This is a genomic window from Actinoallomurus vinaceus, assembly GCF_039542055.1.
Taxonomy (GTDB): Bacteria; Actinomycetota; Actinomycetes; order Streptosporangiales; family Streptosporangiaceae; genus Actinoallomurus; species Actinoallomurus vinaceus.
Genome location: NZ_BAABHK010000005.1, coordinates 579535 through 594563 on the forward strand (window position 1 = coordinate 579535; position 15029 = coordinate 594563).

Consider the following 15029-nt stretch of genomic DNA (forward strand, 5'->3'; position numbering starts at 1 on the left):
GACTTGTTGAATTTTGGTCGATGCAGGCCTGACGCGTGTTCGATTGGCCGTTCGACGGTCGAGCTGGGGTGGGTAGCCGGCCAGATAGGTCGGATGTATCCACCCTCTGCCGGTCGCCCGGCGTGCCTCGCGCGGAGGCGCGCCGGGCGAGGGCGTGACCCGCTGTACCTCGACCAGGTTGGGTCAGCCGGTGTACTGGGCGAAGATCTTGGAGTAGGCGTAGGCCGACTGGGACACGCCGCTGCACGAGTCGCCGGCGCTCTCGCCGGAGCCGCACTTGCGGTCGCGGTTGACGGCCCAGAAGGTGAGCCGCGCGATGTGGTGGGACTTCGCGTACGACAGGATCGTCTGGAAGTCGCCGGTGCTCACGGTCTCGTCGGACTCGTCGGTCTTGCCGTTCATCGACGAGATGCCGATGTGGGAGTAGGCCACCGAGTCGCTGTACCCGTATGCGCTCTTGACGGCGTTCTTCAGCCCGTCCGCGGCGGCGGTCGTCGCGCTGCCCATCGAGCCGCTGTGGCTGCCGAAGTCGAACGGCATGATCGTCCAGCCGTCATTGTCGAGCCCGGCCTTGGCGCCCCGGTTGATCAGCGACTTGCCGGTGGAGTCCGGGCCGCTCGGGGTCGTGCCGAACGTGATGTACGTCTTGATCCCGGAGTTCTTCGACTTGACGATCTTCAGCGCGTCGATGACCCGCTGCTGCACCGTCCCGTTGGAGAACTCGGTCGACTCGATGTCGATGTCGATGGCCTTCAGGCCGTAGGCGTCGATCACCTTCTGGTACGCCCCGGCGAGGGCCGAGGCGCTCGAACAGTGCTCGCCGAGCTTGTTCCCGCTCCAGCCGCCGAACGAGACGACGACGTCGCCGCCCGCGGAGCGGATGGAGTTGATGGCCGTCTTGTCGGAGCCGGTGAGCGAGCGGCTGCCGTCCCACTTCGGGTTGCAGCCGCCGTCCGACAGGATGAAGGCGAGGGTGAGCCACTTGACGCCCGTCGCGGACAGCACCGAGGCGGGCGCCTGCGGGTTCCCCCAGCCGAGGTACTCGTACGGGGCGACGGCGACGCCGGGGGAGGCGGCGGCGCTCACGTCGTGGGAGGTGGGAGTGGCGTGGCCGGGCGCGGCGAGGGCCACCTGGGCGGCCGTCACGGCGGCGGCCGCGGCGAGCAGGGTACGCGGGGCAATGGGCACGGTCGGTCTCCTTTCGCCGATCCGGTACGCGGCCCCCGACGCGCCCCCGGCCGGCAATGTCCGAGTGCGGTCTTGGTTAGGAAACCTTCCTAACCTATGACTGCAGATGTCACCACCGTCCGCCGCGTCCCGTCAAGCCCCGTCGTGCGTGTGGCCGGTGTGGGCCACATGGCAGGCTCACGGGTTTGCTTAGGGATCTCGAACGTTAGGTGGCGGTAGCTAGAGGGCGTCGAGTTGCCGTGGATGCGCGATGACGTTTCGCCGCTGACGGTCGACGCCCTGAGGGGCTGACCTCGCTTGAATTTTCGAATCACCGAGCGGAATGTCGATGAGGATCGTTACCGTGCGTATGTGTTTCGTCGCGTATCGGGAAGTGGGTCGTGTCGTATGAGCCGGGAACTGCCGTTGGCCGCCGGTCAGGTGGCCCGGACGGCGACCGCCCGCGTGCTGCTGCGTGGTGGGATGGAGGAGAAGACCGGAGAGATGGTCTCGGCCCGGACGGTGGCCGAGCGGGTGGACTGGGCCACAGACCTCGTCGCAGGGATGGCCACCGATCTGCTGGCCGAGCATTGGAACGCCGGTGACGTGGCCGTGCTGGCCGGTGGGGTGGATGAGGCGGGCCGCGTCTTGCCGTCGAATGCGTGGATGGCGTTGCGCAGGTTGGGCTGGGCGGTGACCGTCCCTGAGGGGATCAAGGTCAATGACCGGATCGTGCGGATGGCTCAAGAGCAGGCCGGGCGGATCCTGCGCGGTGCGCAGCACCGTGTCCAGATGGTCGCCGGGATCGTGGCGACCTGGCCCGCCGACCCGGACAAGCGCACCCCGGCCGAATGGGACGCCGTCCGCGAGACGATCCCCGACAGCAGGGCCCTGTCCAGCAGCGTGATCAAGGCGCGCACGAGGCAGGTCGCCGCTTTTCTCGACGAGCGTGGGCGGCTTCCGGCCGATGTGTTCGAACTGGAAGAAGCGCCGAACGCGGCGCGGATGCTGGTGCTCGCCGCGGTGGACCGCCAGCAGGCCACCGTGGAACGCGCAGAGGACGACCCGTCCAGGGTGTTGCTGCGGCTGCAACTGCCGACACGCCCGGATCCGCGCTCGTATGCCGACTGGACCTGGGTGGCCTGCCCTCTCACGCTGCCGCCCACCGTCCCGCCCTTCGCGGTGCTGCACCTGCCCACACTCCGCCCCACCACCGGGCCAGGCGGTGGCAGGGTGCACGCCGACCTGGCGTTCTCCCATCCCGTTCCCAAGGCTGAACCGAAGGGCCACACGACGGCGCTGGGTGTGGACTGGGGTCTGAACACCCTGCTCAGTGCCGGGGCGTGCCGTTTGCATCCCGGCGGCACCATCACCGCGCTGGGGGCCGGGGCGATGTTCCGGGCCGGTGGGGTGATGGCCCGCCAGCACCGGCTACGCCGCCACAGCGAACACCTGCACGCCAAAACCGACACCTACGTCCGCCTCATCGGCAGCAACGAGGACCACCATCTGGCCGCCAAACACGCCGTGCTGAAAGCCGAACGCCAGCATGTCGCTGATCGCCGGTCGGGCCTGAACGACGCACTTGCCTGGTCGGCGGCGCGGTGGGTGGTGGATCAGGCGATCGCCGCGGGTGCGAGTGTGATCTATGTGGAGGATCTGCGGTCGATGGAGGCCAAGGGCATGGGCCGCACCCTCAACACCCGGCTCTCCGAGGCCGTGCGTGGGCAGATCGTCGGCAACATGCGGCACCTGGCCGCCGAGGCCGGCATCGCCGTGGTCACCGTCCCGGCCCGCAACACCTCAAAGCGCTGCCCGGCCTGCCTGATGCCGCTGCGGCACTGCAAGGCACCCGACCGGCCCACCACGCCCGGATGGAAGTGGGCGTACTGCCCCGACCCGCAGTGTGGCTGGCAAGGCGACCGCGACCACGGTGCATGGCGGCGCGTCGCCGCCCGCGGCCTGACCCACGAGCACAACACCACCGTCGACCGCGCCACCGGCCAGATGACCATCGGCCGCATCATCGATGAACTCGAAGCGAGTGCGGTCATTACCCCGACCGCCGCTCCTCAAGCCAGCGGGGGTGATCGGTCCAAGACCGGCCCCACCCCGCGCCGAACCTCACGCCCCGCGCCCAGGCGACGCGGGGCACCCTCCACCCCCGGCCCCTACGGGCCGGCGGGTCAGCGTCCGGAGGGACACGCTCACACGGACCGCAAGCTGCCTCGCGCGGCCTGCCGGTACCAGGGCGTGCGCACCACTATCGTGCATACGATCAGCTCAAGCACACCCACCCCCAGCCGGGACCGCCCACGGCACCGGCCCAAAGGAACGGCACTGGGCGCAGGCTTCCACCTACACGCCCACGCCACCCCACCCCGGTGGACAGATCCCCCAGTCACAAATACCCAACATGACTACGGATCCCTAAGCTGATCAGAGACGTTGGGAACGCACAAGGGCCCGGTGGCGTTCATCGGGAGGAGCGGGTAGGGGAGGGGCGACGATGCCGATCACGGATGACGCGATCGAGAAGATCAAGGGAATGATCGTGTCGGGTGAACTGCGGCCGGGCGACCGCCTTCCCAAGGAGGCGGATCTGGCGGCCCAGCTCGGGTTGTCCCGCAACTCCCTACGGGAGGCCGTACGGGCCTTGTCCCTGGTCAGGATCCTCGACGTCCGGCAGGGCGACGGCACGTACGTCACGAGCCTGGAGCCGAAGGCGCTGCTGGACGGCCTCAGCTTCATCGTCGACCTGCATCACGACAAGACCGTGCTGGAGTTCTTCGAGGTGCGCCGCATCCTCGAGCCGGCGGCCACGGCGCTGGCGGCCCAGAAGATCAGCTTGGAGACCATCGACGCCCTGCGTGACCACCTGGCCAAGGTCACCGACGAGTCCGCCGTGGAGGACCTGGTCGAGAACGACCTGGAGTTCCACCGCCGCATCGCCGAGGCCGCCGGCAACTCCGTGCTGTACTCCCTCGTCGACACCATGTGCGGCCCGACCATCCGGGCGCGGGTCTGGCGCGGGCTCACCCAGGAGGGCGCGCTGCGGCGCACCCTCGACGAGCACCACGCCATCCTCGACGCGCTGGCGACCCGGCAGGCGGACGTCGCCCGGGCGCTGGCCACGGTGCACGTCGCCGGCGTCGAGCAGTGGCTGCGCAAGGCCCTGTGAGCCGCCGCCCGCGATCCGGCGAGAAAAATCGGCAGACGTTGAACCGAGCGCCCGACCGGGCGCGTACACCCTGTCGTCACCGGGACCGCCGGCACCGGATCACGGGAGGGATGACGATGGGACTGCTCCGGCACGGGCGCGCGGAAGCCCACGCGTTCGCCACGAGAGCCCAGGCACTCGCCACAGGAGCCCACACGTTCACGGACGAGCCGCCGCGCGCGGCCGTGTGCGAGCGATCCGGCCGCCGCCGGGTCTATCGTTGACCTTCGCGCTCCCGACCGTCCGGAGAACCCCCGCCATGGCATTTCCCGGAGCGCGCGGCAGGACGAAGGCTCGGACCTGGTTGCGCGCGCTGCGTCCGGTGACCGACGCCGACGACGAACTGATCATCGCCGGGCTGTACCGCGAGTACCACGCCCCCCTGCTCGCCTTCGTCATCCGGCAGACCGCGGGCGACCGGCAGTGGGCCGAGGACATCGTGCAGGAGACGATGATCCGCGCGTGGCGCAGCCTCGACCAGCTCGACTCCGACTCCGGGAGCCTGATGCCTTGGCTCGCGACGGTCGCGCGCCGTATCGTCATCGACGAGAGGCGCCGCCGGGGTGCGCGGCCCCAGGAAGCGGGCGAGGGACCTCTGGAGAATCTCCAGACCCCGGACGGCATGGAGGATCTGCTGCGCGGCGTGGTCGTATCCGAGGCGTTGAAGGCGCTGAGTCCCGCGCACCGTGAGGTGCTCACCGAGACCGTCCTGCGCGACCGTACGGTGAACGAGGCGGCCGAGGTCCTCGGCATCCCCGTCGGCACGGTCAAGTCGCGGGTCTACTACGCGCTTCGCGCGCTGCGCGTCGTGCTCGAGGAGAGGGGGGTGACGCCGTGACCGAGCGTGGCGAAGAGGCCGTCCCGCACACCGACGTCGGCGCGTACGCCCTCGGACTGCTCGAGGAGGACGACCGGCTGGCCTTCGAAGCCCACCTGGCCGGGTGCCCCGACTGTTCGGCGGAGGTCGCCGACCTGTCCGGCATGCGGGAGCTGCTGACCGACCTCCGTCTGGAGCCGGAGGCGGGCCTCGGTACCGAGGGGCCGGTGGAGATCGGTCATGGCGCCGCGCGGCTGGAGGACGCCGCTCCCGGCGCGGCGCGGCAGGATGCGCCCGAGCGCTCCGCCGACGTCACGAGCCTGCTCCGCCGGCGCAGGGCGGCCGCGCGCCGCCGGCGCCGGGGCACCGCGATCCTCAGCGCCGCGGCCGGTGTCGCACTACTCGCCGGCGGGGTCACCGTCGGCGCCGCCGTCGCCGGACACGGCGGCGGGATGGTGATGACGCACGATCACGCGAACATGCCGGCGGACCTCCTCGGATGGGGTGAGACGCACAGCGCCACGAGCCCGCGGACGGGGGCGAGCGGAATCGTGGCGATGGAGAAGAAGGCCTGGGGCACGCACGTCGCCCTGGATCTGGGCAACGTCAAAGGCCCGCTCACCTGTCGGCTCGTCGCGGTCAACCGGTCGGGGCAGCGGCACGTCGTGACCGAGTGGGCCGTACCCCCCAAGGGCTACGGCGTCCTCGGCTCACCCGACCATCTGCAGGTCCACGGAGGCACCGCCGTCTCGCGCGAGGACCTGGCGAGGTTCGACGTGGAGGTGGAGGGCGGCGGCACGCTCCTGAGCATCCCGGTGTGACCAGGAGCGCGACGACCTACGGCCGTCGCGCTCCAGGGTCTACACCGTGGCGGTCCGCGGCTGTTTCCGCGTCTTCATCGCGTGCTGGACGAGGGCCACCAGGACGTCTTTGCAGGACTCCTTGTCGCGGGCGTCGCACAGCACCACCGGGACGTGCCGCCCGAGGTTGAGCGCCATCTCCACCTCGTCCAGCTCGAACCGCTTGGAACCCTCGAAGCAGTTCACCGCGACGATGAACGGCGTGCCCCGCCGCTCGAAGTAGTCGACCGCGGGGAAACAGTCGGCGAGCCGCCGGGTGTCGGCGAGCACGACCGCGCCGAGCGCCCCGATCGCGATCTCGTCCCACATGAACCAGAACCTCTCCTGACCGGGGGTGCCGAAGAGGTAGAGGACCAGTTCGTCCTTCATGGTGATGCGCCCGAAGTCCATCGCGACCGTCGTGGTGGCCTTCGCCTCGACGCCCTCCACGTCGTCGACGCCCACGCTCTTGTCGGTGAGGAACTCCTCGGTCCGCAGCGGCTTGGTCTCCGATACGGTCCCGACCAGGGTCGTCTTGCCCACGCCGAAGCCGCCCGCGATCACGATCTTGATCGCCTTCGGCAGCCTCCGGCCCCGTCGATCAAAGCGCCTTGAGTCCATCGATCACCGCCAGGTAGAGGTCGTCGTCGTCCGCGAGCTCCGCCTCCGTCTGCGGGTCCTCAACGGTGATGAGGCCCTTGGCGAGCAGGTCTCCGAGCAGCACTCGGACGGTGACGGTCGGAAGGTTCAGGTGCCCGGCGATCTCGGCCACCGACATGGGCTCGTCACAGAGCCGGAGGGTGGCCTGATGCTCGGGGTCCAGACCGAGCCCGGGCGCCGGGAGGATTCCGGTGGCCGCCACCATGGTGATGAGATCGAACGTTCCACGGATCGGCTCGGTGCGGCCCCGCGTCATGACGTACGGGCGGACGAGCGGGCCGGCCTGTTCGTCCAGCCAGCGTTCCTCCGGCTCGCCGTCTGCGGGAACGGCGACCGGCGATCCGCCGGGCGGGGCGTCGACGAGGTCCGGCGCCGGGGCCTCCTCTTCGGGGATCTCGCTGGCGTCGGTCACGGCACAGGATCCGTGGTGCGCGACGCGGCCGTGAGGTGATGGCCGAGGCCGGAGACGAGCATCTCCATCTCGTAGGCGACGAGCCCGATGTCGGCGTCCTCGCTGCTGAGCACGGCCAGGCAGGCGCCGTGCCCGGCGACGGTCACGAGGAGGTACGCCGACCGCATCTCGACGATGGTCTGCAGGACGGGGCCGCCGTCGAAGCGTTCCCCGACGCCCTTGGCCAGGGACTGGATCCCGGCCGCCACCGCGGACAGGTGTTCGGCGTCGTCCTGGTCGAAGTCCGCCGAGGCCGCCATGAGCAGGCCGTCGGCGGACAGGACGATCGCGTTCCTAGCCTCCTTGACGCGCTTGACCAGGTCGTCGAGCAACCAGGCCAGTTCGGCGGGAGGGTCTGTCTTCTGGGCCACTGCTTGTCCTTCTACGCTTCTTCGTCTGCGGTCGGGTGGGGCTTCGTGCTGACGTTCGACCGGTTCCCGGGCGTGTCGGGTGGCGGCCTGCAGGCCGCCGATGGATCTGCGGACCTCCCCGATCGACCGGCCCCCACGTGGTGCGCCGTGTTCGGCCGGCCGGGCGACGGGCGGAGCGTCCGCGCGCAGCGGAGCGGCGATGCTCGTCTGGGGAACGCGGATCGGGAGACCTGAGGGGGTCCGCGACGGCTCCGAGGGATTCGAGTCCACGCCGAGGGGGTTCAGGCCGTCCAAAAGTGCATCCACCAGTTCCAACGAGAGCCTACGGAAGAACTCGCACGCCGTCGTGAAGCGTGAACGGCCGCCGAGCATCCGATGCCGAGCGCGTCACGGCAGGATGCCGCCGTTCAACGCCTGTCGCACTTTAGCAAGCCTCTGCTTACCCGGCGCAATTGCCGGTGTTGCCACAGCCCGCCAGGATTCAGGCGATATGTCCGTTGTTAGGAAATTTGTCATTGTTTTTCGGTGGCGATGAGGACGGCCACCGAAGGGTCGCGGCGCGCCAGATGCACGGCGGCCAGGACGGCGGACCGGACGATCGCGTCCGGCCGGTAGAGGTCCTTGTCGTGCCACAGCGCCGGTCCCGCCGGGCCGCCCGCGGAACGCGTCAGGTAGGCGTGGCCGCGTGCGGCGGCAGCGTGTGACTCCTCGCTCACGGCATGGGTCAGCAGCAGCATCTGCAGTGCGTAGGCGGTCTCCTCGGGCGTGCCCGCCCACCGGCCCCATGAGCCGTCGGCGCGCTGTGTGGCGAGCACCCAGCGCACGGCCCTGCGGATCGCCGGCAGCGCGGCATCTCCGCCGAAGCGGCCGAGTGCGAGCACGCAGCACGCCGTCGCGTAGTACGGCGAGGCGTGCCATCGATCGAGCCAGCCGCCGTCGTCGCGTTGGTGGTCCAAAAGGAGCGACGTGAGTTCCGTCACGACGGCCGCGTGGCGGGGGGTCGCATCCGGCTTCCGGGCGGCGTACTGGCCGAAGGCCTCCAGCACGTGGGCGTTGGTGCTGATCGAGAACCCGTCCTCACCCTGCCACGTGCAGAAATGCCCTTCCAGCCGGAACGGCCAGAGGCTGTCGGGCCGGTGCGGCAGGCCGAGCAGGCCGAGGGCGTACAGCGCGGCGGACGTGGTGTCGGCGTCCGGCGGGAGTCCTTCGCCGGCCGGCGTGCCCGAAGGGCTCAGTGCGCCCCGCAGGCTCGCCGTCAACGCCGCGGGCACCTCGACCGTGATGCCGGCGCGGACCAGATTGGTGATCACCCAGGCCCGTTCGAACACCGTGATGGGGATGCCGCAGGGGACCGGGCCGCCGCCCAGATCCGCGACCGTCTCCAGGAATCGGCGGGCGGGGTGGGCCGGGTCGGCGCGGCCGTCCCGGTCGAGCCATGCCGCGGTGGCGGCCGGCGACGCCCCGATCGTTCCGGAGGGGGCGGGCCGGACCGTGCGGGCACCGCGCGCCGCCTCACCGACCGTCTCCAGCGCGTGCAACAGCTTCTCGGGCGGCGCGGCGCCCACGTCGAGCATCGCCCGGACGGCGTAGAGACGCTCGGAGGACAGTCCTCGCGGTAGGCGCAGCCGCTCGCCGCCCGACCATCGGCCCAGGCCGGTGGCCGGTGCGTCGTTCAGGACGTGCAGGCTCCGGTTGATCGACGCGACGAGTGACGCCGTGATCAGTTCGATCGCCGGCATGTCGGGGATTGAGGTCATGTCGAGGCGGGGCAGGAGCCGGAACAGCGCGCTCAGTCCGAGGTCGGCGACCCGCGTGAGGCCGGGCCGGTCGCCGTCGCCGATGCCGTCGCCGGTGTGAGAGCGGATCAGGGCGGACAGAACCGCGTCCGTCGCGCTGAGGGTCGGCGCCAGGGCATAGCCGTCCGGGCCGCCCCAGGCGCCGTCCGCCCGCTGGGCCGCGGACAGGAAGTCCACCCGCTGTGCGTGGCCCTTCAGCCAGGGCGCCAGGGCGACCAGCCGTGCGGTCTCGTAGACCGATGGGGAGGCCTGGCCCCAGGGCCGGGCCGTCAACCCGGCGATGAGGTCGCGGGCGGCCGCGCGGCCGTCGCCGGCGTTCGCGGGTGTGAGGGACTCTTTCGTAGCAGGCGCGTGGCCATGGGAAATGCTCATCTGCCGGGCAGGACCCTTTCGAAAAGTGGTCGACGTCACAATCGGGGGCTGAGCTGCTGACGAAGTCCATTGGCGGCGGATATTCCGCTACCTGTTTCTCGGGTCCTGCTCTTTGGTTGTCGTCCTCGCTTTCGCCGACGTCAGCGAAATACCACATGAAAGAATCGACCATGCGCCAGTGACGCCTGGGTAAGGGTTAGCTTACCGTGCGTTGAGTCGCCGTGACACCCCGCCCGTACGGTCGGCAAACGTCCGTCAGCGGCGTCGGGAGCCCGGCGGCATCGGGGGCGGCGCGCCCGGCGGGCGTCGTGTGTGATGTGATTCATTTCCGGCTCCCCGCCGGTTTGAAATCGCCGCCAGGGTGGGAATCAGTACCTCCGTTTCCTCCCGACTCCCCGGCCCCCTCCAGGAAGAACCGCGTGCACTGCGATGCTCGATTCGACTGAAATCCCCGCTCGCGAATCCCGCCTCGTCACCTTCCCTTTCCACCGCATCGTTCCTCGGCTCTTGCGCGACCCACTGGCGGCATTCGAGGACATCGGAAGGCGGGCCGACGGCTCCATCGCCCGGCTGGACCTCGGCCCCTTCCGGCCGTATCTGGTGACCCGTCCCGAGCACGTCCAGCACGTCCTGCGCGACAACGCCGCCAACTACCCGCGCCGGGGAATGATGTGGGAGCCGTTCTCCCGGCTGGTCGGTGACGGCATCGCGGGCGAGGGCGAGGCCTGGGCGGCCAGCCGTGCCACCCTGCAGCCGGCCTTCGCCGGGCGGCACATCACCGCGCTCCTGGACGAGATGGCGGCGACGGTCGACGAGGCCGTCGCCGACCTGGCCGGCCGTGCGGCGCGGCAACAGACCCTGGACCTCGGGCTCGAGATGACGCGCATCGTGCAGCGCGTCCTGAACCTGGTGTTCTTCGGCGGCCGGATACGCCTGGAGGACGCGGACCGGCTGGGCACGGCCGTCAGCACCGCGATGATGTCGTTCCTCTGGCGGATGATGATGCCGTTCGTCCCGCTGACCGTCCCGATGCCGGGCGACCGCGCGTTCCGCCGGTCCACCCGGACGGTCGAGGAGATCCTCGGGCCGATCGTGGCCGAGGCGCGCCGTTCCCCGACCGGGGGAGGGGATGTCGTGTCCCTGCTGCTGCGGGGCACGGGCGCCGACGGCGCTCCGCTCAGCGACCGGCAGGTCCGCGACGACATCGTGGGCCTGTGGGTCGCGGGCTCCGAGTCGACCGCCGTGGCGCTGACCTGGCTGTGGGTCAACCTCGCCGCTCGCCCGGACGTGGCGGACCGGCTCTACCGGGAGATCGATGAGGTCGTCGGCACCGACGCGCCCGGCCGTGACCACGTGCGTCAGCTGCGGTACACCACGATGGTGCTCAACGAGTCGCTGCGCATCCACTCGGTCGGGTGGGTGGTGCCCCGTACCAGCGCGGCCGAGGACGTCATCGACGGGGTGCCGATGCCGGCGGGCGCCACCGTCCTGGTCAGCCCGTACCTCACGCATCGCCTGCCCGCCGTCTGGGAGGACCCGCTGACGTTCGACCCGGAGCGGTTCGCCCCCGGGCGCGCCCGGGAACGCCATCCGCTGGCCCATCTGCCGTTCGGGGCGGGCGTGCACGAGTGTCTCGGTCAGCACTTCTTCATGGTGGAGGCGGCGCTCATCGTCGCCGCCGTGCTGCGCCGCTTCCGGCCTGTCGTGGACCCGGCCGTGCCCGTACGGGCGCAGGCGTCCTTGACGGTACGGCCCGCCCGGCCGGTGTCCTTCACGCTGCGACCCCGCTGAGGAGGCCGGAATGGATTCCACCGTTCCGGGCACCGGCGAATCGCTCTCCTCAGAGCGGATCGCGCGGCTGACCGCCGAATGCGCACGAGACCTGCGGGAGACCGCCGCGGCCTACCCGGAGCTGTACTCGGACTTCGGATCACCCGAGCTGTACCGCAGGGTCGCCACGGCCAGTGTGCTCGGCGCGCCGTGGCACACGGCCGCCGAGCTGAGGATCACCTGCCGTGCCGCGCTGTGGTTCTTCGCCCTCGACTGGCTCATGGACCGCGTCGCGACCTCGAGGAGCCAGGTGGACGACGTCGTCTCCGCGTGCCGGACCGCCGCCGACGGCGCGGCCCCCCGTACCCCTCTGGCCCGGTTCCTCGCCGACATCCGCCGGGATCTCATCACGGTCCCGGCGTTCGCCCTGTCCCGCGCGGCCTGGCGCGAGGAACTGGAGCAGGTCCTGCTCGCGATGGCCCGCGAGTGGGACTGGAAGACGGAGCCCGGCGCGGGACCCACGCTGGAGGAGTACCTGAGCAACGCGCACAACTTCGGCTCGACCTGGATCAACGTCTCGTACTGGATCTTCACCGACGACCCGGACGACCGGCCACGCGCCGTGGACGTCCTGGACGAGCTTCGTCAGGCCAGCGACGCGGTACAGCGGACGCTGCGCCTGGCCAACGACCTCGCCACCGAGGAACGAGACCGCAGCTGGGGAGACCTGAACGCGTTGATGATCGTCGGTCGTGAGGCCGTGCGCGAACGGATCGGCGAACTTTACCGGGAGAGTTGCGACGTTCTGCGGTCGCTGGAAGCCCTCTGCCCCCGGCAGGCCGACTATCTCCGGCGGCAGCTCGAATTCAATCTGGATTTCTACGGCGGCGGATCGGACTACTGGGACTGGCGCTGACGGAACCCGCCGTACGTCCACGCGTGCCGGGGGAATAAGGTCGGTTGCGAATCGTTCACGCTCCATGCCGGAAAGTGGCGCTTCGTGAGCATCGACGTTGCTAGGGTCCTGTGCGGACTCGATCATGTCGAGTCGGTCGATGACGCTGTCCGGCCGCCCGTTCCCCTTGACCTCGGGAGTGGTGGCCGCCTGTCCGGGATGGGTTGGGGACGATCTTGCGACTGAGGCGCGGCAGAGGCCGTATGCCGAACACGCGGCTCCGGCTGAAGGTCACGGTCCTGCTGACGGTGGTGACCTGCCTGTGGGGATTCGCGGCGTACGTCACTGCCCGGCAGGGGCTGGACCTGCTGAGCGTCAACACGATCGACCAGAGAGTCGGGCGGCCGACCGTGGACCTGGTCACGGCCCTGCAACAGGAACGCCGGCTGTCCGCGGTCTACCTCGGTGATCCCTCGCCGGCCAACCGTGCCGCACTGGACGCCCAGCGGGGCCGCACCGACAAGGCGGACGCGACGTTCCGCGCCAACGCTCGCGTCGCCCTGCACAGCCGGATCAGGCAGGAGGTCAAGCGCCGCGTCCGGGAGATCTTCCCGCTGCTGCGCGAGCTGCCCTCCGAGCGAATCACGATCGCCGCGAGGAGCGTCACCCGGGCCCAGTCCGCCCAGACGTTCGACCGCATCGTCGACGGCGCGTTCCTGATCTACAGCCACAACGCCGAGCTCGACGACCGGGGCGTCGCCAAGGACGCCCGGACCCTGATCGCGTTGACCCGCGCGAAGGAGGTCCTGTCCCGCGAGGACGCGCTCGTGGCCGGCGCGTTCGCGTCCCGGCACTTCACCGCCCAGGAGCGCCTGGACTTCACCGAGATCGTCGGTACCCAGCGCTTCCTGCACGCCGAGGCCGTGGCCGAACTGCCGGCCGCCGACCGCGACCGCTACGACCGGATGGTGGGCGGCCCGGCCTTCGTCCGCTTCCGCGCGCTGGAGGACCGGGTCAATCGCCCCGTGACCCGCGCGCGATCCCAGAAACTCCCCGTCAGCGCGACCGAATGGGCCCAGGGGATCGAGCCGGTCCTGACCGCGCTGGACAAATTCGTGCTGGCCTGCGGCGACGAACTGGTCGAACGGGCGAAGCCGGGCGCCTACGGCGTGATCTTCCGGCTCGCGCTCGCGGGCGGGCTCGGTCTCGTCGCGGTCATCGCGGCGATCGTCATGTCGATCACCACGACCCGAAGGCTGATGCGGCAGCTGCACCGGCTGCGGAACGCGGCACGGGAGCTGGCCGACAAACGGCTGCCCGGCGTGGTCGAGCGGCTCGGTCACGGCGAGGCCGTGGACGTCGAGATCGAGGCCCCGCCGCTCGCGTTCGGCAGCGACGAGATCGGCCAGGTCGGCCGCGCGTTCAACTCCGTTCAGCAGACGGCGATCCGCACCGCCGTGGAACAGGCGGAGCTGCGGCGGGGCTTCCGCGACATCCTCCTGAGCCTGGCCCGCCGTTCGCAGGCACTGCTGCATCGGCAGCTGAGCCTGCTGGACGAGATGGAGCGGCGGAACGACGACGCGAAGATCCTGGAGGAACTGTTCCGGATCGACCATCTGGCCACCCGGATGCGGCGGAACGCCGAGAACCTCATCATCCTCTCGGGCGCCACCCCGGCCCGCGGCTGGCGGCGCCCGGTGCCGATGATCGACGTCGTCCGTTCCGCGGTGGCCGAGGTCGAGGACTACACCCGGGTGAAGGTCGAATCCAACACCGCCCACGTCGCGCTCGAGGGCCGGGCCGTCGCCGACGCCATCCACCTGCTGGCCGAGCTCATCGAGAACGCGCTGCAGTTCTCGCCTCCGACGACGGAGGTGAAGGTGACCGGCCGCATCGTCGCGCACGGCTTCGCGATCGAGATCGAGGACCACGGTCTCGGCATGACGGACGAACTCCTCCGGGAGACGAACGAGAGGATCGGCAACCCGCAGGAGTTCACCCCCTCCGGCACGCTGCACCTCGGGCACTACGTCGTCGGTCGCCTCGCCGCCCGGCACCAGATCAATGTGGTGCTCAAACCGTCCGCCTACTTGGGCACGACCGCCGTCGTGCTCGTCCCGCGCGAGCTGATCACCGACGTGCCGGCGCGCACACCCGGCGCCGAGATGACCGGTCCGGTGGCCGCGCCCGCCGTGGTCGGTGCCGGCGGGACGGCCCGGCCGCCGGAGATCGCGAGCGTACCGGCCGACGGGCGCCCCGCCGCGATCGTCTCGGCGTCCACCTCGACGATCACTCCAGACGGCAAGCCCACCGTCCAGCGGATCTCCACCCGGCGAAGGCGCCAGGAGCACCGGGCATCGCCGCTCGCCCGGAAGGAGCCGCCGCAGGTCACCCCGGAGGAAGAGCCGCGGCCGGCGGGGGGCGCGTCGCACACCCCCAACGGCCTGCCGGTCCGTGACCCGCAGGCCAGCCTCGCCCCGGCCCTGCGCACCGACGGCCCACCCGCCGCCCCGGCGGAGGAGACCGAGGCCGACCGTTCCCCGGAGACCGTCCGCCGCTCGCTCACCGGGCTCCAGGCCGCCACGCGGCGCGGGCGTGCGGAGGCGGCCAAGTCCCACACCGCCGCCGATCCGGGGGACGGCGAGGCACCCGACGAGGACGGTTCCTGACG

12 protein-coding genes are annotated in these 15029 nt (G+C 70.6%); 7 read left to right on the plus strand and 5 right to left on the minus strand.

Annotated elements, in window-relative coordinates; genetic code table 11:
- Nucleotides 1–183: 183 nt before the first annotated feature.
- The gene (locus ABEA24_RS21370; protein WP_345432718.1) at nt 184–1188 is read right to left on the minus strand and encodes a chitinase; all 1005 of its coding nucleotides are present in this window, start codon (nt 1186–1188) and stop codon (nt 184–186) included.
- Between the two features lie 387 nt (nt 1189–1575).
- On the opposite strand from ABEA24_RS21370, the gene ABEA24_RS21375 reads away from it, so the two are divergent.
- The 4 genes from ABEA24_RS21375 (at nt 1576) to ABEA24_RS21390 (ending at nt 6025) form a co-directional block, all read left to right on the plus strand.
- Nucleotides 1576–3606: a zinc ribbon domain-containing protein gene (locus tag ABEA24_RS21375; protein WP_345432719.1), complete on the plus strand. Its 2031-nt coding sequence runs from the start codon at nt 1576–1578 to the stop codon at nt 3604–3606.
- Nucleotides 3607–3676: 70 nt separating this feature from the next.
- A complete protein-coding gene (locus ABEA24_RS21380) occupies nt 3677–4348 on the plus strand; it encodes a FadR/GntR family transcriptional regulator (protein ID WP_345432720.1) in 672 nt (223 codons plus the stop codon).
- 298 nt (nt 4349–4646) lie between these two features.
- Nucleotides 4647–5225: a sigma-70 family RNA polymerase sigma factor gene (locus ABEA24_RS21385; protein WP_425551212.1), complete on the plus strand. Its 579-nt coding sequence runs from the start codon at nt 4647–4649 to the stop codon at nt 5223–5225.
- Nucleotides 5222–6025, plus strand: a complete 804-nt coding sequence (locus ABEA24_RS21390; RefSeq protein WP_345432722.1) for an anti-sigma factor family protein — start codon at nt 5222–5224, stop codon at nt 6023–6025. Before ABEA24_RS21385 ends, ABEA24_RS21390 begins: the two co-directional genes overlap by 4 nt.
- Before the next feature lie 39 nt (nt 6026–6064).
- Here ABEA24_RS21390 and ABEA24_RS21395 read toward each other — a convergent pair whose 3' ends face one another.
- The 4 genes from ABEA24_RS21395 to ABEA24_RS21410 form a co-directional block, all read right to left on the minus strand.
- The gene (locus ABEA24_RS21395) at nt 6065–6664 is read right to left on the minus strand and encodes a GTP-binding protein (protein ID WP_345432723.1); all 600 of its coding nucleotides are present in this window, start codon (nt 6662–6664) and stop codon (nt 6065–6067) included.
- Complete coding sequence (locus ABEA24_RS21400; RefSeq protein ID WP_345432724.1) at nt 6645–7115, minus strand: DUF742 domain-containing protein; 471 nt, start codon at nt 7113–7115, stop codon at nt 6645–6647. The genes ABEA24_RS21395 and ABEA24_RS21400 overlap by 20 nt, the downstream gene beginning before the upstream one ends.
- A complete protein-coding gene (locus tag ABEA24_RS21405; protein ID WP_345432725.1) occupies nt 7112–7525 on the minus strand; it encodes a roadblock/LC7 domain-containing protein in 414 nt (137 codons plus the stop codon). Before ABEA24_RS21405 ends, ABEA24_RS21400 begins: the two co-directional genes overlap by 4 nt.
- Nucleotides 7526–8037: 512 nt before the next feature.
- Nucleotides 8038–9693 (minus strand): prenyltransferase/squalene oxidase repeat-containing protein, encoded by a 1656-nt coding sequence (locus ABEA24_RS21410; protein WP_345432726.1) that lies wholly within the window; start codon nt 9691–9693, stop codon nt 8038–8040.
- 507 nt (nt 9694–10200) lie between these two features.
- Between ABEA24_RS21410 and ABEA24_RS21415 the strand changes: the two genes are divergently transcribed.
- From ABEA24_RS21415 to ABEA24_RS21425, 3 genes are all read left to right on the plus strand, one after another.
- Complete coding sequence (locus tag ABEA24_RS21415; RefSeq protein WP_345432728.1) at nt 10201–11484, plus strand: cytochrome P450; 1284 nt, start codon at nt 10201–10203, stop codon at nt 11482–11484.
- Nucleotides 11485–11494: 10 nt separating this feature from the next.
- Nucleotides 11495–12379 (plus strand): terpene synthase family protein, encoded by an 885-nt coding sequence (locus ABEA24_RS21420; RefSeq protein ID WP_345432729.1) that lies wholly within the window; start codon nt 11495–11497, stop codon nt 12377–12379.
- A gap of 242 nt (nt 12380–12621) precedes the next feature.
- Complete coding sequence (locus ABEA24_RS21425; protein WP_345432730.1) at nt 12622–15027, plus strand: sensor histidine kinase; 2406 nt, start codon at nt 12622–12624, stop codon at nt 15025–15027.
- Nucleotides 15028–15029 lie beyond the last annotated feature (2 nt).

Coding starts and splice junctions, on each gene's coding strand:
- ABEA24_RS21395 (WP_345432723.1), bottom strand. CDS start 6,664: ATGGACTCAAGGCGCTTTGATCGACGGGGCCGGAGGCTGCCGAAGGCG.
- ABEA24_RS21380 (WP_345432720.1), top strand. CDS start 3,677: ATGCCGATCACGGATGACGCGATCGAGAAGATCAAGGGAATGATCGTG.
- ABEA24_RS21420 (WP_345432729.1), top strand. CDS start 11,495: ATGGATTCCACCGTTCCGGGCACCGGCGAATCGCTCTCCTCAGAGCGG.
- ABEA24_RS21425 (WP_345432730.1), top strand. CDS start 12,622: ATGCCGAACACGCGGCTCCGGCTGAAGGTCACGGTCCTGCTGACGGTG.
- ABEA24_RS21385 (WP_425551212.1), top strand. CDS start 4,647: ATGGCATTTCCCGGAGCGCGCGGCAGGACGAAGGCTCGGACCTGGTTG.
- ABEA24_RS21410 (WP_345432726.1), bottom strand. CDS start 9,693: ATGAGCATTTCCCATGGCCACGCGCCTGCTACGAAAGAGTCCCTCACA.
- ABEA24_RS21375 (WP_345432719.1), top strand. CDS start 1,576: ATGAGCCGGGAACTGCCGTTGGCCGCCGGTCAGGTGGCCCGGACGGCG.